This window comes from Mycobacterium sp. E2699, from assembly GCF_001666745.1.
GTDB lineage: Bacteria > Actinomycetota > Actinomycetes > Mycobacteriales > Mycobacteriaceae > Mycobacterium.
Window position 1 is genome coordinate 39,543 of the sequence record NZ_LZJH01000104.1, and the last position, 21,490, is coordinate 61,032.

Genomic DNA, 21,490 nt, shown 5'->3' on the forward strand with positions numbered 1-21,490 from the left:
GGCCACTGAACGCGTACGCCCGCAACGCTTTACGCGGGTACCGCCCGCGGGTCGAACCGCGGCGGCCACGATGGCCAATCGGCCGCGGATTGGTAGGCGTGGCCGACGCGCAGCACGGTGGCCTCGTCGAAGGGCCCGCCCACCACCTGCAGACCGATCGGTAGCCCGGCGGCGGTGAAACCGCAGGGCACCGACAACGCCGGCAGGCCGGCAAGGTTCGCGGGGGCGGAGTATCGGATGTACGCCTGCACCGGGTCCTCGGTGACCCCGTCCGGCCACGTCACCTCCGGCTTGCCGGCGTCCATCGCCGCGACCGGCACCGTCGGCAGCGTCAGTTCGAACGGTTGCATGTGCTCAGGCCGCCGCCGTCTGGAGCCCGAGCGTGGCGCGCAGCCAGCGGCCCATCTCGGCGATCGCGCGGTCGACCTCCTCGACGCGGCCCGCCCCCATGATGAAGGAGTGCTGCCCCTCGTCGACCCGCCGGACGAGGACGTCATTGCCCGCGTCCTTCGCGCGCCGGGAGAAGGCGACGGCGTCGGAGGCGAGCAGTTCGTATTCGCCGTAGTACACCGCCGTCGGGGGCAGCCCGGACAGGTCGGCCCCGAGCAGATGCACTCGCGGATCGGTGAATTCCAGGCCGGTTCCATCAAGCCAGCACGACCGGAACAGTTCCAGTAGTCCGCGCGTGAGCAGCTTGTCCCGCTCGGCGTTGGTCTCGATGGATTCGCCCGACAGCGTGACGTCGGTCCACGGCGAGATGGACAGCACGGCGCCGGGCAGCGCCTCACCCCGATCACGCAGCCGCAGCGCGAGTTCGACCGCGAGATAGCCGCCGATCGAGTGGCCGACACTGCCGATCTTGTCGGGCCGGTAGCCCTGGTCGAGCAGCCAGCGGTAGGCGGTGTCCACGTCGTCGACCTGCGCCGGGTACTTGTGCTCCGGGGACCGCCGGAAGTTCAGCACCAGCGACCGCACGCCGGCCGCTTTCGCGATGTGCGCGGCAGCTTTTCGGTCCGAATGCATGGACATCAGCACGCTGCCGCCCATGTGCGTGTGCAGCAGCACCGATTCGGGGTCGCTGTCGAGCGGTATGCACCACAGGGCCTCGACTCCGCCGGCGTCCACCTCGGCGTAGGTCACGCCTTCGGGCTCCTTGGTCGCCAGGTGGATGTTCTCGGTGACGTCACGGATCGTCTCCAGCTCGAAGTTGGGATTCGAGGATCGCCGGCCGATCTCGGCGTAGAAGTCGGCGAACTCGACCGCCTGCTGGCTTGCCATGCTTTTTCCTTCCGTCGGACTATAGAATAACGATCACTATATAACGATCGCTATCCCATGGCTAGTCCCTGAGCGATCCCGGAAAGTGTCTGCCGCGCTTCCGATTCGGTTCCCGCCGCGGACGCACTAGGTGGTCACTTGCCTGCCTGGCCCCGCCGTTGCTGATGGTCAGCCGCAAAGAAGGGTCCCCGGCGGGAACCGCGTAGCCGCGGCGTACCGGACGGCCGAATTTAAGGTGGATCGCCTTCGCCCCCGGCAGTCACTTCGCGGCCCACTCCGCCGCCGGGTTCGCGACGCTACCTCGATTAGGAGAAGTACGCGTCGAACGCGCCGACGTCGGTCAAATGCGCTGTGACCTCTGAGATCTTGTCGCCACGGATGGTGAGCACGTTGACCACGTCCTGGTCGAGCCGCTTGCCATTGTGCTCACCGGTGTCGTGCAACGTGACCGCGACGGTGTCCAGGCCGAAAGCGAATCCCTTCGGGGAGATATGCAGCCCGTACTGGGCGAAGGTGTCGGCCAGCCTCGTGACGTCGTCGATTCCGGTCGCCCGGCCAGACACCACGCTGGAACCCGGGATCGTCCAGGCAACGTCGGGCGTGGCGTGTTCGGCGATCCCCGCATGGTCGTCGTGCACGATGGCCGTCGCGAACGCGCCGACGATGGCACGCTGGCGCTGCGTGGCCGCAGCGTCATCGTCCGGCGTGGCGCTCGAATTGCCGCCCGGGACAACGCAAATCAAGGCCATGGCGACAGCGGGGCCTGCCAGGACAGGTTTCCAAGCACTCGGAGCCCGCATGCCGTCCCTCGTTATTTGCGCTTGCCGGGTGAAATGAGCCTGCCCGCGGTCTCACTCGCGGCGTCAAGCACCTCTGCCTGCGTGGCGGGGTCGGACATCGCGCGCGAGATCGACACCGCCCCCACCATCAGCGCGACGACGCTCCACGCCCGGCGCTCCCGGTCGGCACCGTCGAGCACCTCGGCCACCCGCCCCGCCAGCGCCGCGATCTTGTGTTCGTAGGCTTTGCGAGTGGACAGCCCCGCCCGTGCCACATCAGCACTCAGCGTCGGCATCACACAGCCGTCGCCCGGGTTTTCCACGTGGTAGGCGCTGAGGTACTCCGCGAGAAAGTCCTTCAGCTTCGACAGGCGCTCGGCCTTAGTTCCGGACTCCGTCTCGGAAACGAACGGCTCACCGACGGCGGCATCGATGATCGCCTCGAGCATCGCTTCCTTGTTGGCGAAGTTCGAATAGAACGCCCCGGAGGTCACGTCCGCCGCGGCGGCGAGCCCGTCCACCCCGATCCCGTTGAAGCCGGCGACCTTCATCGACCGCGTGCCGGCCCGCAGCAGCGCGGCGCGCGCCTTTATCTTCTGGTCTGCCGGATATCTCATAGCAAGACCTTTATAGCATAACTATCGCTATCATATGATCGAATGGCCGGACGCCAGGATTCGTCAACGGTCTTTGCGGTCCGACCATCGCCTCGCGCCGGCGTGAGCTTCCGCCGACGGCCGGCACGAAGCGGCAGGTCAAGACACATGGATTTTGCCCGTTCAGATGCGATCTGGAACCCGCCAAGATCGCAGAACGCGTGCCTGACCTGTACTGATGCGTGTGGTCCCGGCTGGGATCGAACCAGCGACCTTCCGCGTGTGAAGCTGAAGCGATGTCGGAAGCGAGACGTTCATGCTGGACGAACTGGACCAATCTTTGGGGTTCAGAACACGCGATACGAGCGGCGCGGCGGATGCGCAGCGGATGAATTCTTGCCTTCCGGCCTAACCCGCGCCACACCGGCCCAGCGGATCGATAACACCGTAGAGGCACCGTAGAGGGTGGGCACCCCGGAACAACGTGCCCGCCGCAGTGGCTGCCCGCCACTCGTCCGACGTGCATTGCCTGGTGCGCCTTGACCTGTTAGGCCGAACCGGCCCGGCGAGATTGCGCCTGCGGGTCCGGTTCGGTGTCACCGACGACCTGCCAACGTTGAGTTTGGCCCGCCCGGGCGGTCTTGATCGTTGGAACGGAGGTATCGAGTGACTCATCCGTCGGGTATTCCGGTGTTCGAAAGGTTCTTTCGCTCGGTCGCAGGCATCAAGATCGACAAAAACGACGTCCGTCGCTTCCGGGAGTTCGTCGATGAGCAGATCGATGACATTGCTGTCGCCGGGCGCAACTCGGCCAAGTGGAACAGGCGTGACATGGTTATGGTGCAGGACCTTCCGATCACCAAGGGCGTCCAGGAGCGAATGCGCGAATTCGATAAGCTCCAGGAGGCCGAGGAGATCCGTGAGCTGCTGCGCCAGGTGACGCGGCAACCACCGGGGGACGTCGCGTTCGCTGAGGACACAGAGCGGCTGCTGCCAGAGTTGTTCGGCGGGTTGAGTATCGCGCTGGCCCGTTCCTTTCGCGTGGTCGACGCGACGGTGTCCAACCCGTCGACTGAGCACTGGAATCGGGTGTTCACGCTATTTCGGCTGGTGTTCTGACGTCCGGCGGTCTCTCGCTTGTCGTGACTGACCCAGGGGAGGGAAGTCGCGGGCCCGCAATCGTCTCGACAGTGCAGACGTTCGGCCGCGCGGTTGAGGCATTCTTGCTCCGCCGCCGTACAGAACAGTGGGTAAGTTCAAGTTTCGTGTCACGTTGCCGGGCTACCTGCGTGCGGGCGGCATTGAGGCGTCTCGGCGTATGGCGTGCTGAAAGTTCATGTGCTGCAAGCGGAAGGCGCCAAGTCAAGCAGGATCATCGTGAGTGAGTCGGCCAACGGACCACCTCAGACACCGTTGCGCCGGGCTGCCGGTCAGCCATCGGGGTTGAGGAATCGCCACGCCCTTGTCGCGGCATGGAGGTTGAACCGGGTATCGACGTTGCGGAGGTCGTGGCCGGTGAGTTCGGCGATGCGCGCCAGCCGGTAGCGCAGCGTGCTGCGATGGATGTGCAGTGCTGCTGCGGATTCGTCATAGTTTCCGCCGCATTCCAGATAATCGCTGAGGGTCGGGACCAATTCGGAGTTCTTGCTCTCGTCGTAGTCCAGGAGTGTGCCCAGCCATTCGCGCACGAAGGCTTCGACCGTGCCGCCGCCGTGGGCAGCGTCGATGAGGCGGTAGAAACCAAGCTCGTCGAACGCCGCTGCGCCTTCCGGATTGGCCGAGCGCAGCCGGATGTTCAGGGCGCGAAGCGCCTCGGTGAAGGACCGCGGCAAGTCATCGGGCACTTCGCAACGAGTGCCGATGCCGATCACGGTGGGCGTCCCGTCGAGACGCTCATTGATAGCGTTGTGCAACGCGCGCGGGTCCGGGCGTCCGTCAGTGAGCAGGACAATCAGAGTCCCGTGGCGCCCTTGCAGGTAGTTCAGATGCAACGCGGTCACAGCGCGCCCGGCGGCGGTTGCCAGTCCGTTCTCTGCGCGACCGCCACCTTGGACCACCACCACATAGTGCGGGCGCCGCAGGTCATGGCCCAGGGCATCGGCGCGAGCGTAGGCCCCATCCCGGTCGGTGCCGGCCAACAGATCGTCGACCAACTCGCGTCGCAGATTGAGCTCGATCTCGGCGAGACTTCGCTTGTGGGAAAGCTCCGACGCTAACACCGTAGTGCCGTAGCGCAGGGCGAACAGGCTGTCCTCGGCCACCGTGTTGTCCGGGTCGTGGAACGCCAGGACCCCAAGAATCTCAGCTCGGGGCTGGACGAGCATGAGCACCCGGCCCCCAATCCGCGCCGGACCGTTCTGTGCCGATAGCTCGTGTAGCAATAGCTCGCGCTCGTCGGTGGTCTGTTTGGGGTACGGGTGGAGTTGTTTAGGGCCGCCCCAGCAGCGTAGGTTGCCAAACCTGTCCTCGAGCCCCACCGGCAATGCCGCCAGGTCATAGAGCGCATTCACGATGCCCTGCTCGCCCATTCCCGCCGCCGCGCTCAGAACCTCGTATATGTTCGTTCGCACTTGCAACTCCGAAACCGTTGTGGCGAGTTCGCGATTGGTTTCCTCCAGATCGCTGTTGGCCTGTCGCAGCTGCCCCGCGTGACCGACTTCGCGCTCGTGCATTGCAACGTATGCCAAGGCGGCACCGGCTTGTTGGGCAAGGATTCTCAGCAACAGGATCTGATTTTCCGGCGGTGCACTGACGGCACTAAGCACCAGGCAACCGTAGACGGTGCTGAGGTGGCTCAGCGAAAGCGCCCACCCCCACCCTCCGCCTTGTACATCGACCGGTCCATCGCAGCCGGACACGCGAAGGTGCCGTTCGATTTCGGGATGTTCGGGTTGGGAGGCTGGAATGCGAACGAACCCATCATCCGCGGACCGGTAGCTGGCGGCGACCTGACAGGACGCCAGGTCGCCAACGGCCGCGGCGGCCGCCTGGAAGATCTCGCCGACGTCGCAATCACTAAAGGCGACGCGCGAGAGCACAGCCAGACTCGCTGGCGAAACCTGTCCGGCTTGCCAGCTGCGTCCTCGTGGTCTCGGTGATCCGCCGTTCATGTTGAATTGGCCGTGCCGAGCTACTCCAGCTCTCGGGCAAAGGCGGAGTGTCCGCTGATGCGCTACTGGCGATGGCGTACCCACCGTAAGCGATCCGAACTGGTGTTCCCAGTCCAGAAGTGTCCACCCCGCAGCTGGTACCGACAGCCTACGCCCATTGTGGTGCCGCCAGGACGAATCACAGCCGAAAATTTCGGCTGTCCAGGCGCACGCGACAGTCGCTGCAGATTGCCACACTCCTTATTTGGGAGCGAAGTACGACACGGGTCTCGGCTCGTGATCACGGCCGGCCGATGTCAGCGCCGCGGTGAAACACGTTCCGGCCTAGGCGAATAGGTGGTTTTGATGTGTCGTGGTCACCGACTTTGAGATAGCCGATCGCGCGCTGCAAATCCTCACCAGCGACAACCGAAGGGGATAGACGATGGCAACAGCGGTAGGCATCGATCTTGGGACAACAAACTCTGTAATCGCCGCCTGGCAGGGCGGGGAACCGATCGTGATACCCAATGCCGAAGGGGCGCGCACCACTCCCTCGGTGGTGGCGTTCACCGAAAGCGGCGAGCGCCTGGTCGGGCAACTGGCTCGGCGCCAGTCGATTATGAACCCAAAGGGCACCATCTATTCGGCGAAGCGATTCATCGGCCGCCGCTTCGATGAGATATCGGAGGAAGCCAAGGCGGTCAGCTTCGATGTCGTCGAGGGTGAGGGTGGCGCCGCTCGATTCGACGTGCGCGGCAAGCAGTATGCGCCTGAGGAGATCAGCGCACAGGTGCTGCGCAAACTCGTTGACGATGCCAGCAAGTTCCTCGGTGAGCGGGTCAAGGAGGCGGTGATTACCGTTCCGGCGTATTTCAACGACGCCCAGCGCAACGCCACCAAGGATGCCGGCCGGATCGCCGGCCTCGACGTGCTGCGCATCATCAACGAGCCCACGGCCGCGGCACTGGCCTACGGGCTGGACAAGAAGGGGCACGAGACTGTGCTCGTTTTCGACCTCGGCGGCGGCACGTTCGACGTCAGCCTGCTCGACGTGGGTGATGGGGTGGTCGAGGTCCGCGCCACGGCCGGTGATTCGCATCTGGGTGGCGACGACTTCGACCGTCGGCTCGTCGACTACCTCGCCGAGGAGTTCCAGCGTGAGAACAACATCGATCTGCGGAAAGATCCGCAGGCGCTGCAGCGGCTGTTCGAGGCGGCCGAGAAGGCCAAGGTCGAATTGTCGTCGGTGGCGCAGACCCAGGTCAATCTGCCGTTCATCACCGCCGACGCCAGCGGACCGAAGCATTTGACCACCGCGATCATGCGATCGAAGTTCGAGGACCTGACCGCGGACCTGGTTGAGCGAACGATGGGCCCGGTCAAGCAGGCGATGAGTGACGCCAAGGTGAGCGCGAACGACATCGACGAGGTGATCCTGGTGGGCGGTTCCACTCGTATCCCCGCAGTCCAGGCTTTAGTCCGCCGGCTCACCGGCGGCAAGGACCCCAACATGAGCGTGAACCCCGACGAGGTCGTTGCGCTCGGCGCCGCGATCCAGGCCGGTGTGCTCAAGGGCGAGGTCTCCGACGTCCTGCTGCTCGACGTCACGCCGTTGTCGCTGGGCGTGGAGACCGCTGGCGGGCTGATGACCAAGATCATCGAGCGCAACACCACCATTCCGGCACGCCGCAGCGAGGTGTTCACTACCGCCGCGGATAACCAGCCGGCCGTGGATGTGGTTGTCCTACAGGGTGAACGGGAGCTGGCCGGGGACAACCGGGTACTCGGTCGATTCAAGTTGGAGCACATCCGCCCGGCCCCCAGGGGTGAGCCGCAGATCGAGGTCATCTTCGATATCGACGCCAACGGCATCCTGCACGTCACGGCACGCGATAAGGACACCGGTGCCGAGCAGGGCATCACCATCAGCGAGCAGTCGAACCTCGATAAGAGCGAGGTGGAGCGGATGCTCGCCGAGGCCGAGGCCAACCGCCGTGAGGACGAGCAACTGCGCAAGGCCGTCGAGGCGCGCAACGCGCTCGACTCGGCGGCTTACCAGGTGGAGCGCCGGCTTGCCGAACTGGGCGATTCGGCGGCGCCGCACGATCGCGCACGGGCCGAGATGCTGGTCGCCGACGCGCGCCAAGCCGTCAAGGAAAATGCACCGATGGACCGGGTGCAGTCGCTGACCTCGGAACTGCAGCAAGTGCTTTATGGGCTGCAACCCACGCCGTCCGGTGGCGGCAACGGGCAACCGACAGGCGACGGCCAGGGCTCGCCGGTGCGCGATGACGACGTGGTCGACGCCGAGTTCGATCGGGGATGAGCCGTGATGGTCAGCCCCGTAGAGCGTTCCAAGACCGAAGAGGACGGTGGCCGGGTCGACGAAAGCCCGCCCGAAGCGGTTGCTTCTCAGTCTGATTCAGACAAGGAGCGCGCCCAACTCGAGGACCGCTGGCGGCGCGCTGTCGCCGATCTGGACAATGTGCGCAAGCGGTATGCCCGCGAACTGGACCGCGAACGAGCAGCGGAAAGATCCAGGGTGGCCGGCGCGTGGCTGCCCGTCGTGGACAACCTGGAGTTGGCGATCAGTCATGCTGGCGACCGGTCCGACGCGGTCCTCGACGGCGTGCGGAGCATTCTCGAGCATGCGCTACAGATCCTGGAGCAGCTCGGCTATCCGCGCGATGCGGAGGCAGGGGTGCCCTTCGACCCCGAGCGTCATGAGGTGGTCAGTGTGGTGGACCAGCCGGACAGCGCGCCGGGGACGGTTCTCGAAGTGCTTCGACCGGGCTACGGCGAAGGTTCGAGGCAACTGCGGCCGGCGGCCGTGGTGGTCAGCCGACGCGGGGAGTGACGCTCCGTGGCCCGCGACTACTACGAAGTGCTCGGGGTGTCGCGGGACGCGACCGCCGATCAGATCCAACGGGCGTTCCGCACATTGGCCCGCAAGCATCATCCCGACGTCAATAAGGACCCTTCGGCCGAAGAACGGTTCAAGGAGGTCAACGAGGCTTATCACGTGCTGTCGGACCCTGAAACCCGCAAGCGCTACGACCGATTCGGCGAAGACTTCCGGAAGGTGCCCGAGGACTGGGAGGAGCGGGTGGGCGCCGGTGCCGGTGGCGTCCGCGGCGCAGGGCCCTCCGGCGCGCGGGTGCGCTACGGCCAGGGCTTCGGCGGCGCCGGCGGCATCAACATCGAAGACCTTTTCGGCGACATGTTCGGCGGCAGTGGCGGATTCGGACCGATTCCGGGCGCCGACCAGGAAGCGGTGCTGGAGCTGACCGTTGAGGAGGCCTATCGGGGCGGCAAACGGCAGATCTCACTGGATGGCCGCAACTACGGGGTCAACATTCCCGCCGGTGTCATCGACGATCAGCGGATACGGCTGGCGGGAGAGGGCGGCCGAGGTAGCGGCGATGGACCGGCCGGAGATCTGTACCTGCGGGTGCGCATCAAGTCGCATCCCCGATTCCGGCTCGACGGACGCGACGTCACCGTCGATCTGCCGCTGTCACCGTGGGAGGCGGTGCTGGGAACCACTGTCGCTATTCGAACTCCCGGCGGGGAAGCGAAAGTCAAGGTGCCGCAGGGGTCGTCGACCGGTCGGCGGTTGCGGCTGCGCGGCGAAGGCATGCCCAACCCGCGCGGTACCGCCGGCGACCTGTACACGGAAATCAAGGTGATGGTGCCGCCCAAACCCACGGCGCGGGAACGCGAGCTGTTCGAGCAACTAGCGGCGGAGTCCACCTTCGACCCGAGGAGGCGACGATGACCACCTCTCGCTACGTCCTAGCGCGGCGGCCCCGAATTCAACTCGACGTCTTCGCAACACGCTGCGCGTTGCATCCCGACATGGTGCGTCGACTGGTGGCGCTCGGCCTCATCGCCTGCCAGCAGGATGCCCGCGGCGATCTCTGGTTCGAACCGTCTGCGTTGGCGACGGTCGCCCGCATCCAGCGGTTGAGGACCGGTCTGGGACTGAACTACGCGGCGATCGGGCTCGTGCTCGATCTGCTGGACCACATCGAAGAGCTGGAATCCGCTTCTCGCCGAGGGAGGACCCCGCCGTGGACGTCAACAAGCTGACGCAGAAGTCACAGGAGGCGTTGGCCGAAGCGCAGAGCATTGCGACCCGAATGGGTCATACCGAGGTCGACGGCGAACACCTGTTGATGGCGCTGATCGACCAGCCCGAGGGGCTCGTACCGCGGCTGCTGGATCAAACGGGCGCCGACACTGCGGCCCTGCGCGCGGACCTGGAACGCGAGCTGAATCGCCGGCCGAAGGTAAGCGGCCCGGGCGCCGCGCCGGGTCAGGTGTCTGTCACCCGGCGCCTGGCGACGTTGTTGGAGGCCGCCGAGCGAGAAGCCAAGCGGCTCAAGGATGAATACGTGTCGGTGGAGCACCTTGTCATCGCCCTCGCCGAGGAGGGCTCGGCGAGTGCCGCCGGACGGATTCTGGCCTCCCATGGTGTTACGCGGGAATCGTTCCTCGGCGCGCTGACCAAAGTCCGCGGCAACCAGCGGGTCACGTCAGCGTCGCCCGAGGGGGCCTACGAGGCGCTGGAGAAGTACGGCCGCGACCTGGTCGCCGAGGGCCGCGCCGGCAAGCTGGACCCGGTGATCGGCCGAGACTCCGAGATCCGCAGGGTGATTCAGATCCTCAGCCGTAAGACAAAGAACAATCCGGTGCTCATCGGCGACCCGGGAGTCGGCAAGACCGCGATCGTGGAGGGCCTGGCCCAGCGGATCGTTCGCGCCGATGTCCCGGAAGGCCTGCGGGACAAAACCATTTTCTCCCTCGACATGGGTTCGCTGGTGGCAGGTGCGAAGTACCGGGGTGAATTCGAGGAACGGCTGCAGGCGGTGCTGTCAGAGGTGAAGGCGGGCGAGGGTCGAATTCTACTGTTCGTCGACGAGTTGCATACCGTGGTCGGCGCCGGGGCAACGGAGGGGTCGCTGGACGCCGGCAACATGCTCAAGCCGATGCTGGCCCGCGGCGAGCTGCACATGATCGGTGCCACCACCCTCGACGAATACCGCAAGCACATTGAAAAGGACGCCGCCCTGGAGCGCCGGTTCCAGACCGTGCTGGTCGACGAACCTGACGTCGAGGACACCGTTTCGATCCTGCGCGGGCTTCGCGAACGCCTCGAAATCTTCCACGGGGTGAAGATTCAGGATGCCGCGCTGGTCGCGGCGGCCACCCTGTCGCACCGCTACATCACCGACCGCTTCCTGCCCGACAAGGCGATCGACCTCGTGGACGAGGCGTGTGCGCGACTGCGCACCGAAATCGACTCGATGCCAGCCGAGTTGGATGAGATCACCCGTCGGGTCACCCGCCTCGAGATCGAGGAGGCGGCGCTGGCCAAGGAGACCGACGCGGCCAGCAAGTCCCGGCTGGAGGAACTTCGCAAAGAATTGGCCGATCTGCGCGCAGAGGCCGACGCCCGGCACGCCCAATGGGACGCCGAACGGCAGGCGATCCGGCGGGTACAGGAACTGCGCGGGCAACTCGAGCAGCTCCGGCACGAGGCCGAAGAAGCCGAGCGCAACTATGACCTCAACCGGGCGGCTGAGTTGCGCTACGGCCAGATCACCGAACTGGAACGCAAATTGCAAGCGGCCGAAGAACAGCTGACGTCCAAGCAGGGCGAAAAGCGGTTGCTGCGCGAGGCCGTCACCGAGGACGAGATCGCCGAAATCGTGGCCGCGTGGACCGGCATCCCGATCGCGCGATTGCAGGAAGGCGAACGTGAAAAGCTGCTGCGGCTCGACGAAATACTGCACGAGCGGGTGATCGGCCAGGATGAGGCGGTCCAGCTCGTCGCCGATGCCGTGATTCGGGCCCGCTCTGGAATCCGGGATCCGCGCCGCCCGATCGGGTCGTTCATCTTCCTGGGACCCACCGGGGTCGGTAAGACCGAACTCGCGAAGACGCTGGCCGCGGCACTGTTCGACAGCGAGGACAACATGGTCCGGCTTGACATGAGCGAGTACCAGGAGCGGCACACGGTGAGCCGGTTGGTCGGTGCGCCACCGGGATACGTCGGCTACGAGGAGGGCGGCCAGCTCACCGAAGCGGTGCGTCGCAAGCCCTACTCGGTGGTGCTGCTCGACGAGATCGAAAAGGCGCACGCCGATGTGTTCAACACCCTGCTGCAGGTGCTCGACGACGGCCGGCTCACCGATGCACAGGGCCGTCAGGTCGACTTCCGCAACACGGTGGTCATCATGACCTCCAACATCGGATCGCACTACCTGCTTGACGGCGTCACCGCGGACGGCGAGATCAAGCCCGACGCGCGCGACCGGGTGATGGCCGAGCTGCGCGGACACTTCCGGCCCGAGTTCCTCAACCGCGTCGACGACATAGTGTTGTTTACTCCGCTGTCGATGCCGCAGCTCGAACGGATCGTCGAGCTGCAGCTGGCCGAGCTGCGGGATCGATTGGCGGAAAGGCAAATCGAGCTTGACATCAGCCCGGACGCTCGCCGGATGATCGCCGAACACGGCTACGATCCGGTGTACGGGGCGCGGCCGCTGCGCCGCTACATCGCCCACGAGGTGGAGACCAAGATCGGCCGGGCGTTGCTACGCGGCGGTATCGCGGGCGGTGGCAAGATCCGCGTCACCGTGGACAATGGCGAACTCGCCGTGGCCTATTCGGAACCGGCCCTGGCGGCCTGAGGGAGGAGGCGCCATGGAAACAGACATCGTGACATGCCCGCACTGCGGAAAACGCAACCGCGTACCCGCGGCGGCCGCTGGGAAGCCCCGGTGCGCCAACTGTCGCCAGTGGCTGCCGTGGATCGCCGCGGCCGGTGACCCGGACTTCGCCGAGGTTGCCGAAAAGTCCTCGGTTCCAGTACTTGTCGACCTGTGGGCGACCTGGTGTGGACCGTGCCGCATGGTGAGTCCGGCGCTGGAGCAGCTCGCCAGCGAACGCGCCGGACAACTCAAACTGGTCAAGGTCGATGTGGACAAGGCACCGGCGATTTCGCAGCGGTTCACGGTGCGGGCGGTACCGACACTGCTGCTCCTTGACCACGGGCAAGTACTGGGGCGGCAATCGGGTGCCGCTCCCGTTGCGGCGCTGCGCAATTGGCTTGACCAGGCACTGTCAACGACAACCAAGGAGGCGCGATCATGACGTCGACATTCATCGACCCCGACTTGGCGGCTATTCGCCGGGTCACTCCGAGAACTCCCGATGGCTGCGAGGAATGTTTGCGTCTGCATACCCCGTGGCTCCATCTTCGGTTGTGTCTGAGTTGCGGGCACGTCGGGTGTTGCGATTCGTCTCCGATGCGCCACGCCCGTAAACACGCCCGCACGGTTGGCCATCCCATTGTGCAATCGTTCGAGCCCGGTGAGTCGTGGCGTTGGTGTTATGTTCACGAAATCTACGTCTGAGGTGGCTGATGTCTGACGTAACGTCCGTGGAATCGTCGGTCCCGGCATCCCAGGAGTGGGAGGAGACCCCGGACCTGTTCGGTGCATACCCACGGTTGACCGAGGACCAGATCGCGACACTGCTTCCCGGCGGCAGCAGGCGGCGGGTCGGGGTTGACGAGGTCCTGGTTCGCGAGGGGATGCGATCCGACGAGTTGTTTGTGGTGTTGTCGGGCAAAGTCGCAATCGTGACCGACGACGATTCGGGTGAGCGGCGGCTGCTGCGCGTGCACGGAGCCGGTCGATTCCTGGGGGAGCTCGGTGATCTGGAAGGCCAGCCAGCGTTCTACACCGCGATCGTTGTGGTCGATGGCGAGGTGTTGGCGGTTCCCACCAGTCGCGTGCGTGCCCTGGTCGCCCACGACCAAGTTCTGAGCGACCTGATTTTGCGTGCATATCTCGTGCGTCGTTCCCTGTTGATAGGGCAGCGCGTCGGGTTCCGGATTATCGGGTCGTGTTTCTCGCCCGACACCGCCCGTTTACGAGAGTTTGCCGCCCGCAACCGATTACCGCACCGATGGCTGGATCTGGAACGTGACCCCAACGCTGAACGGCTGCTGCACCGTTTCGGCATTCCGCCCGAGGACACGCCGGTGGTGATCTGGGGCACCAGGGTGCTGCGCAATCCCAGCAATGTCGAGCTGGCCCGGGTGGTGGGCCTCACCGTGCCCGACGTCATCACCGACGAACGCGACGTGATAGTAATCGGCGCCGGTCCGGCCGGTCTCGGTGCCGCCGTGTACGGCGCTTCAGACGGGTTGCGGACTTCGGCGATAGAGCGGATCGCCGTCGGCGGCCAGGCCGGGACGTCGTCGCGCATTGAGAACTATCTGGGCTTCCCGGCCGGAATATCCGGGTCTGACCTCGCTGAACGTGCATTTTTGCAGGCCGATAAGTTCGGCGCGCGAATTTCGGTGTCCGCAGAGGCCACCGGTCTGGAATCTGACGGCGGACAGCTCCAGATCAGGTTCGCCGACGAGACCGTGGCCGTCGGCCGCTCCGCGGTGCTGGCGACCGGAGCACGTTACCGCCGCCTGGCCGCCTCGGGGATCGATGCATTCCATGGCAACGGCGTGTATTACGCCGCAACCTATCAGGAAGCGCTGCTGTGCGGTGACGGCCCAGTCGTCATCGTCGGGGCCGGTAACTCCGCCGGGCAGGCGACCGTGTTCCTGGCGACTCAGGTGTCGCGGGTATATCTGCTGGTGCGGGGAGACTCCCTCGACAAAAGCATGTCGCGCTACCTCGTCGACCAGATCGTTCAGCAGCCGCGGGTGACGGTCCGTCTCAACACCGAAGTCGGCGAAGTCCACGGCGACGAAGCATTGAATTGCGTTGTGGCCGAGAATAATCAGACCGGTGAGCGCGAGTCTATCAGGGCGCGCGCACTTTTCGTGTTCATCGGGGCGGACCCGAACACCGAGTGGTTGGCCGGCACGGTCGCGCTCGACCGCCACGGTTTCATCGAGACCGGGCAGGCCGCAGCGAATCACATGGCCGGCGCAGACGGGCTCGCGACGGCCCGCCGCCCGGTCTTCTTGGAAACCAGCGTGCCGGGTGTCTTCGCCGCCGGAGACGTACGCAGCGGGTCGGTGAAGCGAGTGGCATCCGCGGTCGGCGAGGGAGCTATGGCAATCCGCCAAATCCACGAGTACTTCGGGATCTGATCGGCTGTCGCCCCGGGGTGACCGGCCACCAGCCAACCGGGATGACGGGCCGAGGGCAGCCAATCGGGTCAGACGCGCAGACTCTCAATGTCGTGCCGGACTCAGTACGGTCACCAGGGACGTTTGGCCGTGTGGGGTACGGGTATGCCGGGGACCAATGCCAGGCGCCCCGTCATCGATCTTGCTAGTCGCCGATCCCGGTGTTCCGGAGGCGATCGCCGAACGCCTTTCGGATTCGCTCCCGAGTGCGCTGACGGGCTGTGCTGCCGCAGATGGCAAGTGGGACGTGTCCGTGCGACGCGACTTCTATCCGGTCGACGAGCATACCGAGGTCTTAGAGGTGATACGCATCATTGACCCGGCTGGCGCGCCCGAGGACATCGTTATCTACCTGACCGATCTACCGCGACGCGTCGGGACGACGCCGGTGATTGTTGATATCAGCTTGAACGACCGGTTCGGACTGATTTCTATCCCTGCAGTGGGCGGTGTGTTCATCGATCGCCGGGTGAGGAACCTGGCACAAACAGTCGTGACCGAGCTGACGTGCCAGTCGGGGAGGCAACACGGATCCATGAAGCGGCTGACGCGGACCCAGGTCGACGGTGTTGTCCGATACGTCGCGCCGACCGCCCTGTCACGTCTGCACCTTCTGATGGGAATGGTTTACGCCAACCGTCCGTGGCGATTGGCTGCTGGTTTGTCCAAGGTGCTGATGGCGGCGTTCGCCACCGGGGCTGTGAGCCTGGCATATCCGACAATGTGGCAGTTGTCCGACACGATGGGCCCGTGGCGGTTGAGCGTGGCGACAATCCTGGCGAGCGCAGCGATGATCGGGTGGCTCATCCTCCACCACAAATTATGGGAACGGCCGCCGTCGGCCGGCGGACGTGAACGCGCGGTGTTGTACAACACAGCGACTGTCATCACCCTGACCATCGGCGTCGCCATTCTCCACATCGGGCTGTTCATCCTGCTGCTGGTGACCGCCTGGTGGACGCTTCCGCCACATATGGTCGCCCGCGAGATCGGACACCCCGTCGGTCTCTCATCCTTATTGCTGATGGCCTGGCTGGTGGCAGCGGTAGCAACATTGGGCGGTGCCCTGGGATCGGGGATGGAGGACGATGAGGCCGTCAAGGCCGCGGCATATGGGGTTCGGCAACGTCAGCGATTCGACAAATCGAACTGATGCACGTCCCAGGGCAGTGCGGGGTCTCCGCCCGCCACCCCCACCGCCCTGGTCGCCGACGCCGACCACGCCAACCGTGGTGTCATGGGCCTCGAGTGGCTGGACCCCTTACCAACCGGGCTGGCGCGATTCCGGTTGCAAGACATGCGCTACCGGTGGCGCAAACGCACATTCTTGCCGGCGAACTGGAAGACCGTCATCGACGCTTTCATCGAGGGGCTACCACGCGCCCGGCACCCATCCGCAGACCATGCGATCGGCGGAAGGTCCACGGCCGTCCGCCGAGCCCGCACCGCCACAGGAGTACGTCTACGCTCCCTACACCCCAACCATCACGTACGAGAACCACTCCCGGTTCGTCTACACGCAGCGTCCCGAGTACGCCGGCCGCGCAAGGGCCGCGGCCCGATCGTCGCCTTGCGCCCAAGTGAGCTTCCGCTAACGCCCTTCACGAAACGGCGGGACCAGACCCATCGTCCGCCGGTCATCCGCCGCGAGCTACCAACAAATTGCGGGGATTTTCGCCCGTTCGGACGCCATCTCGAGCCCACCAAGATCACAGAAACGCGTACCTGACCTGCACCGTCTCAAGTGGTCCCGGCTGGGATCGAACCAGCGACCTTCCGCGTGTGAAGCGGACGCTCTTCCACTGAGCCACGGGACCGGGCGCCGGAAGGCAACGACGTCGAAGGGTAGCACGACGCGGACATCGCCGATCGCGCCACGTGCGTCGTCGGGCGCGCTAGCCTAGAGCGGCAACGTAACCAAGAGATTTGTGCAGGCCCGCTCGGGTGGACTATCGTCGTCCTTCGCAACGGGCGACGATCTCGCCCGTTGCGCGCGGACGTAGCGCAGTTGGTAGCGCATCACCTTGCCAAGGTGAGGGTCGCGGGTTCGAATCCCGTCGTCCGCTCGAGGGTGCAAGTGGCATCAATCCCCAGCGGTGGAGTGGCCGAGTGGTGAGGCAACGGCCTGCAAAGCCGTGCACACGGGTTCGATTCCCGTCTCCACCTCCAGATTTGACCCCCGGCGCGATTAGCTCAGCGGGAGAGCGCTTCCCTGACACGGAAGAGGTCACTGGTTCAATCCCAGTATCGCGCACCACGGTTCAGCACTGGCGAGCCCCGGGTGTGCCGGGGTTGCGTCGGCCCGGCGAAGCGGCGAATCATCACAACCATGACAGCGCGCCCCAAAGGGAGCCAGGCCACAGCATCAGCTGTTGCACTGGCGTTGATGGGTGAGCGTGCCCCTTAGACGTGTTGACGAATTGAAGCCCGGAGACCGGATCCGCATGAAGATCGGGCACGCCACCGTCGTAGCGACTGAACCCCTGGACGGGGACCGCACTCTGCTCACCTTCCTCTACGGGACGCAAAGGCCTGCCGACAACTCCGTCACCGTCGACGTCCTGGACGACGACGAATGGGGTTGGTGAGACGAGCGGCCCGCCCGAGGCCGCGCTCAGGTGTCGAAGTAGATCGTGCCGACGCCGCTGGGGCTGTACGAGAGGTATGTCGGTATCACCGAGAAGGGCAGATTGCCGGTATTGAAGGCGCCACCGTTGAACGTGCTCGACGTGACGTAGGGGGCGGTGGGTGATGAACCGACCGTCTCGGTGTACAGCGGGACCCCGCCGGCGGTGTCGACCTGAATGGTGTCGCCCATAGGTACGTACGAGCCGATCGGCGGGCTTCCCGGGAGCAGGTTTTGCGGGACCACCCCGTAATTGCCGCCAGAATCGACATACGCGCTGACGGTGTGGAAAGACCCGCCATTGATCGATATCGCGAGTTTGGTGACCGGCGCTCCGGAAACCGATGCGCCGACGGGCAGCGGGTTGGCGCCGAACTGCAGTACCCCGGCGGGCTCGTTGAGGAGCACGCCCTGACCGAGGACACCCGGCAACGCCTGCACGGGACTGGTCGGGAGCGGGCCCCCGGTGTTCAACCCGATGCCCATGATGGCGGGCACGTCGGAAAGCGGAATGGCGGTGGTGACGCCGAAATCCGTCTCCGTTGCGGAGGTGACGACGTCGACGGTGGTGGGCGCGGTGACGATTCCGTTTCCGAAATTCACCGGCGCCGTGTACGAGGCGAAGTATTCGGTGCTGAAAACCGGGCTTTGTCCGTACGTGACGCTACCCGACCCGATGCGGGCGCCGAGGCTCGCGACATTGACGTCCGTGGCCGGGACAACAAGACCGGTGGATCCGGTGTCAACCAACACGGACATACTTTGTCCGCCTACGGTCACGTCGATGAAAGGTTGCTGGTCCACCACCTGCAGCGCGATGGTGGAGGGCGCCATCGCGGGTCCGGCCGCGCCGGTGGCGCCGTTGATGCCCCACAGTAAGCCGCCCCTGCCACCGGCGCCGCCGGCCGCGCCGGGCCCACCGGTTCCGCCGAACCCGCCGTTGCCGATCAGGCCGGCGGACCCGCCCGCACCACCGGGCGCCCAGTTGGCGGTGCTGTCGCCTCCTCTGCCGCCGTCGCCGAACAAGAGTCCACCGGCGCCGCCGGGTGTCCCTATCCCTTGAGCGTTGGTCGTCCCGTTGGCGCCGTTGCCGATCAGTGGACGGCCCAGCAGCCCTTGGGCGGGCGCATTGACCGCCGCCAGCGCGGCCTGCAGCGGCGAGGCGTTGGCCGCCTCGGCAGCCGCATACGCGGTTCCCGCTTCCTTCAACGCCTCGACGAACCCGGTGTGAAACGCCGCCGCCTCCGCACTCAGCATCTGAAAGCCTTTGGCGTGGCCAGAAAGTAGCGATGCGATCGCCGTCGACACTTCGTCAGCGCCCGCGGCCACCACCGCCGAAGTCGGGCCCGCCGCCGCTGAGTTGGCCATGCCGATCATCGACCCGATTGTCGCCAGATCGGAAGCCGCCGACGCCACCATCTCGGGTATTGCGACCACGAACGACATCCGCACCTCCCTGAGTCCCAGGTCGGACAGCCCCACAGGCACCGGCGCAGCTCGTCATCGCGGTCGCCCAGGGGCCACGCGGCTGGTGGCTCAATACCTGCACGGTGTCGCCAGGATCCCGCTCACATCCGGCAACCGCCAGGGCACTTGTACCTTTTATTTGCGGGGCGTAGTGCCCGACGGCCGGACGGCACCGACCCGGCCGCACCACGTATCGCCGGGCCTACGGGTTCTCCTCGATGACGCACTGCACGATCGCCTGGGCGGCGCGCTGGTCGAATCCCATCCCCGCGACTTTCTGCGCTTCCGCCGCCGGGGAAACACCCGACTTGAGATCCTGCTGGATAAGCCCGACACGGTTCATGTTCTGCGGGTCGGGTTCGGTGATCGGGAGTTCCGTAATGTTCGCCACGCAGCGCCGATAGCCGCTGAGGTCGGCGTGGGCGGATGGCGCCCCCACCAGCAAGAGCGGGGCGGTAGCCATGCCGACAGCAGCGGCGACATAAGTGAAACGCATGATCGGATAATATCGCCGAACAGGCCGCAAGCAAAGTGCCATTCAACACGGCCACTCCTTGAAATGCCTTGCTGCGCAGAGCAATCCGTTAGATGAAATGCGTTGCGCCGCAACGCTTCGCCGGTTTGCTGCGGGCCGGGGCCCAGGCGCCTCACACCCGGTCGGCCGTCATGTACTCCTCGATCCAGCCCTGGCACGCGCCGCTCGAGATGTCGGCGTGCATGACGCCGGACAGCGACCCGTTGGCCTGCGGCGTGTAGCGCACCACGGCGTGGGCGGGATTCCACTGGATGCTGGTGTCGGGCATCATGCAGTCCCACTGGAAGTCGCTCTCCTGCTTCCAGGACGACCCATCCCAGGTGAATTGCACAGGTTGCGGAACGGTCGGGTTGGTCGGCGGAGGCCCGCTGACGATCGTGGCGACGCACTTTCCGCCCGAACAGCTTGAGCTGAACCCATAGGTCACAGTGTGCTGCACCTCGGGATCACCGACGGCCATGCTGGTCCCGGCCTTGGGGGCGACCATGAAGGTGACCGCGTACTGGCCGTTCCAGGACGGGTTGTCGGCCCAGGTGGGTGAGGCGAACGACAAGGCGACGACGAGCGGCGCGGCGCCTAAACCGACGAGTCCGCTCAGACGGGTCAGGGCCATCGGTTTCTCCTCTGGGTCCGCAGCAACATTGGGACGGAAGCGCCAGCCTCGTGGAGGTATACCCAATCGGCGATTTTATGCCGCGCCATCATGCCGCCGGGCAAAGACAAGGAACTCGCGAACGGCGAGCGCCTCCGGGTTTCCGTGAGCCGACTCAGCCGGCGCGCCCAGCGCGGGCTGCGTCCTCCAGGAGATCGGCCGCGCGGGCGAGGCTGTCGGCGGATGTAGTCATCTGGGCCGCCACCTCGCGGGCGCGGGTCGCGTAGTCCGGGGCGAGGATGCGGCGCAGGTCGGCGACCAGCGTCTCCTCGGTGGTGAGCGTCAACTGGCGCCCCGACCCGACCTTGAGCCGCTCGAGGCCGGCCGCCCAGAACGGCTGGTCAAGCCAGAGCCAGAGCACCAGCGCGGGGATTCCGGCCCGCAGCCCGGCGGCCGTGCTGCCGGCGCCGCCGTGGTGCACGACCGCGCGGCACGCCGGCAGGACGGCCGCGTGGTTGACCGCGCTCACCACCTTGACCTGGTCGAAGCGCGGAACCCCGGCGAAGTCGTTGGGGCCGGCGCAGATCAGCGCGCGCTGCCCCAGCTGCGCGCAGGCCGCGCCGATCATGGCGACCAGCTCCGCCCCCGACGAGATCGGCGTGCTGCCCAGCCCGAAGCAGATCGGCGGCGGCCCCTCGGCGATCCACGACGAAACCTCGTCGTCGGCGTCGGTCGGCGCCCCGAGCGTCAGCGCGCCGACGAAGGGCCGCCGGCCGCCCGGCTCCACCCATTCGGCGGCCGGACTGGGCAGACAGAGCGTGTCGTAGGCCTGGATTTCCAGCGGCTCATCCAACGATCCGGCCTCGGGCAAGCCGAGCGCGCTGCGCTGGGCCGCCGCGACGTCCTTGGTCATGCCCGAATACAGCGCGCCGGTGGACAGCAGACGCGCCGGGAAGAAGTGCAGCGCGGCCAGCGGGATGCCGCAGTACTCGGCGACGGCGGCAGCCAAGTCCTGCTCGTTGAAGCCCGCCAGGAGCAGGTCGGCGCCCTTCGCCAGCTCCGTGAGCGTCGCCGTCTTCTCCGTCCAGACCCGCGTCAGATGCTCCATGACCGCGGGCAGCGCGCCGATCGGATCCTGGGTTGTGCGGACGAACTGCGCCGCCGAGTCCATCTGCTCCCGGGTGTCCGGTCCGTAGGCCACCGCGCCGACCCCGGCCGCCTCGACGAAGGCCATCCTGTCGGGCGAGACCGCCATCCGCACGTCGTGACCCCGGCGCAGCAGCTCCCGGCCGACAGCGGCGCAGGGCTCGACGTCGCCCCGACTGCCATACCCGGCCAGCACGAACTTCACCGCCG

At 65.9% G+C, this 21,490-nt stretch carries 20 protein-coding genes and 5 tRNA genes; 14 read left to right on the forward strand and 11 right to left on the reverse strand.

Translation table 11 applies throughout. From position 1 onward, the window contains the following. Positions 1 to 29 precede the first annotated feature (29 nt). The 5 genes from A5696_RS18815 to A5696_RS27730 form a co-directional block, all read right to left on the reverse strand. On the reverse strand, positions 30 to 350 hold the full coding sequence (locus tag A5696_RS18815) for an amidase family protein (RefSeq protein WP_067882375.1): 321 nt from the start codon (positions 348 to 350) through the stop codon (positions 30 to 32). A gap of 4 nt (positions 351 to 354) precedes the next feature. Next, positions 355 to 1,278, reverse strand: a complete 924-nt coding sequence (locus tag A5696_RS28450; RefSeq protein WP_067882378.1) for an alpha/beta hydrolase fold domain-containing protein — start codon at positions 1,276 to 1,278, stop codon at positions 355 to 357. Positions 1,279 to 1,583: 305 nt separating this feature from the next. Beyond that, on the reverse strand, positions 1,584 to 2,027 hold the full coding sequence (locus A5696_RS18825) for a nuclear transport factor 2 family protein (protein WP_067882381.1): 444 nt from the start codon (positions 2,025 to 2,027) through the stop codon (positions 1,584 to 1,586). Between the two features lie 62 nt (positions 2,028 to 2,089). Further along, entirely contained in the window at positions 2,090 to 2,674 is a 585-nt protein-coding gene (locus tag A5696_RS18830) for a TetR/AcrR family transcriptional regulator (RefSeq protein ID WP_067882384.1), read from the reverse strand. A 224-nt stretch (positions 2,675 to 2,898) separates the two neighbouring features. After that, positions 2,899 to 2,988, reverse strand: a tRNA-Val gene (locus A5696_RS27730). Positions 2,989 to 3,319: 331 nt separating this feature from the next. On the opposite strand from A5696_RS27730, the gene A5696_RS18835 reads away from it, so the two are divergent. Further along, positions 3,320 to 3,772, forward strand: coding sequence for a DUF1931 family protein (locus tag A5696_RS18835; RefSeq protein ID WP_067882387.1), 453 nt, complete (start codon positions 3,320 to 3,322; stop codon positions 3,770 to 3,772). Positions 3,773 to 4,083: 311 nt separating this feature from the next. Here A5696_RS18835 and A5696_RS18840 read toward each other — a convergent pair whose 3' ends face one another. Then, a complete protein-coding gene (locus A5696_RS18840) occupies positions 4,084 to 5,691 on the reverse strand; it encodes a CdaR family transcriptional regulator (RefSeq protein WP_231964379.1) in 1,608 nt (535 codons plus the stop codon). Between the two features lie 496 nt (positions 5,692 to 6,187). On the opposite strand from A5696_RS18840, the gene dnaK reads away from it, so the two are divergent. From dnaK to A5696_RS18880, 9 genes are all read left to right on the forward strand, one after another. Continuing rightward, positions 6,188 to 8,071: a molecular chaperone DnaK gene (gene dnaK / locus A5696_RS18845; protein ID WP_067882393.1), complete on the forward strand. Its 1,884-nt coding sequence runs from the start codon at positions 6,188 to 6,190 to the stop codon at positions 8,069 to 8,071. Between the two features lie 6 nt (positions 8,072 to 8,077). After that, positions 8,078 to 8,602 (forward strand): nucleotide exchange factor GrpE, encoded by a 525-nt coding sequence (locus tag A5696_RS18850; RefSeq protein WP_067882396.1) that lies wholly within the window; start codon positions 8,078 to 8,080, stop codon positions 8,600 to 8,602. Positions 8,603 to 8,608: 6 nt separating this feature from the next. Next, a complete protein-coding gene (locus A5696_RS18855; protein WP_067882399.1) occupies positions 8,609 to 9,523 on the forward strand; it encodes a DnaJ C-terminal domain-containing protein in 915 nt (304 codons plus the stop codon). Then, positions 9,520 to 9,837 (forward strand): chaperone modulator CbpM, encoded by a 318-nt coding sequence (locus A5696_RS18860; RefSeq protein WP_067882402.1) that lies wholly within the window; start codon positions 9,520 to 9,522, stop codon positions 9,835 to 9,837. Before A5696_RS18855 ends, A5696_RS18860 begins: the two co-directional genes overlap by 4 nt. Beyond that, positions 9,819 to 12,443, forward strand: a complete 2,625-nt coding sequence (clpB, locus tag A5696_RS18865) for an ATP-dependent chaperone ClpB (RefSeq protein WP_067882405.1) — start codon at positions 9,819 to 9,821, stop codon at positions 12,441 to 12,443. The genes A5696_RS18860 and clpB overlap by 19 nt, the downstream gene beginning before the upstream one ends. Before the next feature lie 13 nt (positions 12,444 to 12,456). Next, complete coding sequence (gene trxA / locus A5696_RS18870; protein ID WP_067882408.1) at positions 12,457 to 12,906, forward strand: thioredoxin; 450 nt, start codon at positions 12,457 to 12,459, stop codon at positions 12,904 to 12,906. Continuing rightward, on the forward strand, positions 12,903 to 13,169 hold the full coding sequence (locus A5696_RS27230) for a UBP-type zinc finger domain-containing protein (RefSeq protein WP_082956400.1): 267 nt from the start codon (positions 12,903 to 12,905) through the stop codon (positions 13,167 to 13,169). The genes trxA and A5696_RS27230 overlap by 4 nt, the downstream gene beginning before the upstream one ends. A gap of 8 nt (positions 13,170 to 13,177) precedes the next feature. Beyond that, a complete protein-coding gene (locus A5696_RS18875; protein ID WP_067882412.1) occupies positions 13,178 to 14,875 on the forward strand; it encodes a cyclic nucleotide-binding domain-containing thioredoxin-disulfide reductase in 1,698 nt (565 codons plus the stop codon). A 157-nt stretch (positions 14,876 to 15,032) separates the two neighbouring features. Continuing rightward, positions 15,033 to 16,067 (forward strand): hypothetical protein, encoded by a 1,035-nt coding sequence (locus A5696_RS18880; RefSeq protein WP_067882415.1) that lies wholly within the window; start codon positions 15,033 to 15,035, stop codon positions 16,065 to 16,067. Between the two features lie 592 nt (positions 16,068 to 16,659). Here A5696_RS18880 and A5696_RS18885 read toward each other — a convergent pair. Beyond that, positions 16,660 to 16,731: transfer RNA gene (locus A5696_RS18885), tRNA-Val, on the reverse strand. Positions 16,732 to 16,907: 176 nt separating this feature from the next. On the opposite strand from A5696_RS18885, the gene A5696_RS18890 reads away from it, so the two are divergent. From A5696_RS18890 to A5696_RS27735, 4 genes are all read left to right on the forward strand, one after another. Beyond that, positions 16,908 to 16,980, forward strand: a tRNA-Gly gene (locus A5696_RS18890). A gap of 29 nt (positions 16,981 to 17,009) precedes the next feature. Beyond that, a tRNA-Cys gene (locus tag A5696_RS18895) sits at positions 17,010 to 17,083 on the forward strand. A 13-nt stretch (positions 17,084 to 17,096) separates the two neighbouring features. After that, positions 17,097 to 17,171, forward strand: a tRNA-Val gene (locus tag A5696_RS18900). A 163-nt stretch (positions 17,172 to 17,334) separates the two neighbouring features. Then, positions 17,335 to 17,502: a hypothetical protein gene (locus tag A5696_RS27735; RefSeq protein WP_156738480.1), complete on the forward strand. Its 168-nt coding sequence runs from the start codon at positions 17,335 to 17,337 to the stop codon at positions 17,500 to 17,502. A 26-nt stretch (positions 17,503 to 17,528) separates the two neighbouring features. Here A5696_RS27735 and A5696_RS18905 read toward each other — a convergent pair whose 3' ends face one another. From A5696_RS18905 to A5696_RS18920, 4 genes are all read right to left on the reverse strand, one after another. Then, positions 17,529 to 18,986 (reverse strand): PecA family PE domain-processing aspartic protease, encoded by a 1,458-nt coding sequence (locus A5696_RS18905; RefSeq protein ID WP_067882662.1) that lies wholly within the window; start codon positions 18,984 to 18,986, stop codon positions 17,529 to 17,531. A gap of 223 nt (positions 18,987 to 19,209) precedes the next feature. Beyond that, the gene (locus A5696_RS18910) at positions 19,210 to 19,503 is read right to left on the reverse strand and encodes a hypothetical protein (protein ID WP_067882420.1); all 294 of its coding nucleotides are present in this window, start codon (positions 19,501 to 19,503) and stop codon (positions 19,210 to 19,212) included. Positions 19,504 to 19,654: 151 nt separating this feature from the next. Continuing rightward, a complete protein-coding gene (locus A5696_RS18915; protein ID WP_067882423.1) occupies positions 19,655 to 20,155 on the reverse strand; it encodes a hypothetical protein in 501 nt (166 codons plus the stop codon). A gap of 154 nt (positions 20,156 to 20,309) precedes the next feature. Further along, a complete protein-coding gene (locus A5696_RS18920; RefSeq protein WP_067882426.1) occupies positions 20,310 to 21,485 on the reverse strand; it encodes a glycosyltransferase in 1,176 nt (391 codons plus the stop codon). Positions 21,486 to 21,490 lie beyond the last annotated feature (5 nt).

What these genes read in the sequence shown, in the direction of transcription:
- A5696_RS18860 (WP_067882402.1), top strand. Translation starts at nt 9,520, where the DNA reads ATGACCACCTCTCGCTACGTCCTAGCGCGGCGGCCCCGAATTCAACTC.
- A5696_RS18880 (WP_067882415.1), top strand. Translation starts at nt 15,033, where the DNA reads ATGCCAGGCGCCCCGTCATCGATCTTGCTAGTCGCCGATCCCGGTGTT.
- trxA (WP_067882408.1), top strand. Translation starts at nt 12,457, where the DNA reads ATGGAAACAGACATCGTGACATGCCCGCACTGCGGAAAACGCAACCGC.
- A5696_RS18875 (WP_067882412.1), top strand. Translation starts at nt 13,178, where the DNA reads ATGTCTGACGTAACGTCCGTGGAATCGTCGGTCCCGGCATCCCAGGAG.
- A5696_RS18910 (WP_067882420.1), bottom strand. Translation starts at nt 19,503, where the DNA reads ATGCGTTTCACTTATGTCGCCGCTGCTGTCGGCATGGCTACCGCCCCG.
- A5696_RS18815 (WP_067882375.1), bottom strand. Translation starts at nt 350, where the DNA reads ATGCAACCGTTCGAACTGACGCTGCCGACGGTGCCGGTCGCGGCGATG.
- A5696_RS18850 (WP_067882396.1), top strand. Translation starts at nt 8,078, where the DNA reads ATGGTCAGCCCCGTAGAGCGTTCCAAGACCGAAGAGGACGGTGGCCGG.
- A5696_RS28450 (WP_067882378.1), bottom strand. Translation starts at nt 1,278, where the DNA reads ATGGCAAGCCAGCAGGCGGTCGAGTTCGCCGACTTCTACGCCGAGATC.
- A5696_RS18830 (WP_067882384.1), bottom strand. Translation starts at nt 2,674, where the DNA reads ATGAGATATCCGGCAGACCAGAAGATAAAGGCGCGCGCCGCGCTGCTG.
- A5696_RS18825 (WP_067882381.1), bottom strand. Translation starts at nt 2,027, where the DNA reads ATGGCCTTGATTTGCGTTGTCCCGGGCGGCAATTCGAGCGCCACGCCG.
- A5696_RS18905 (WP_067882662.1), bottom strand. Translation starts at nt 18,986, where the DNA reads ATGTCGTTCGTGGTCGCAATACCCGAGATGGTGGCGTCGGCGGCTTCC.
- dnaK (WP_067882393.1), top strand. Translation starts at nt 6,188, where the DNA reads ATGGCAACAGCGGTAGGCATCGATCTTGGGACAACAAACTCTGTAATC.
- A5696_RS18915 (WP_067882423.1), bottom strand. Translation starts at nt 20,155, where the DNA reads ATGGCCCTGACCCGTCTGAGCGGACTCGTCGGTTTAGGCGCCGCGCCG.
- A5696_RS27230 (WP_082956400.1), top strand. Translation starts at nt 12,903, where the DNA reads ATGACGTCGACATTCATCGACCCCGACTTGGCGGCTATTCGCCGGGTC.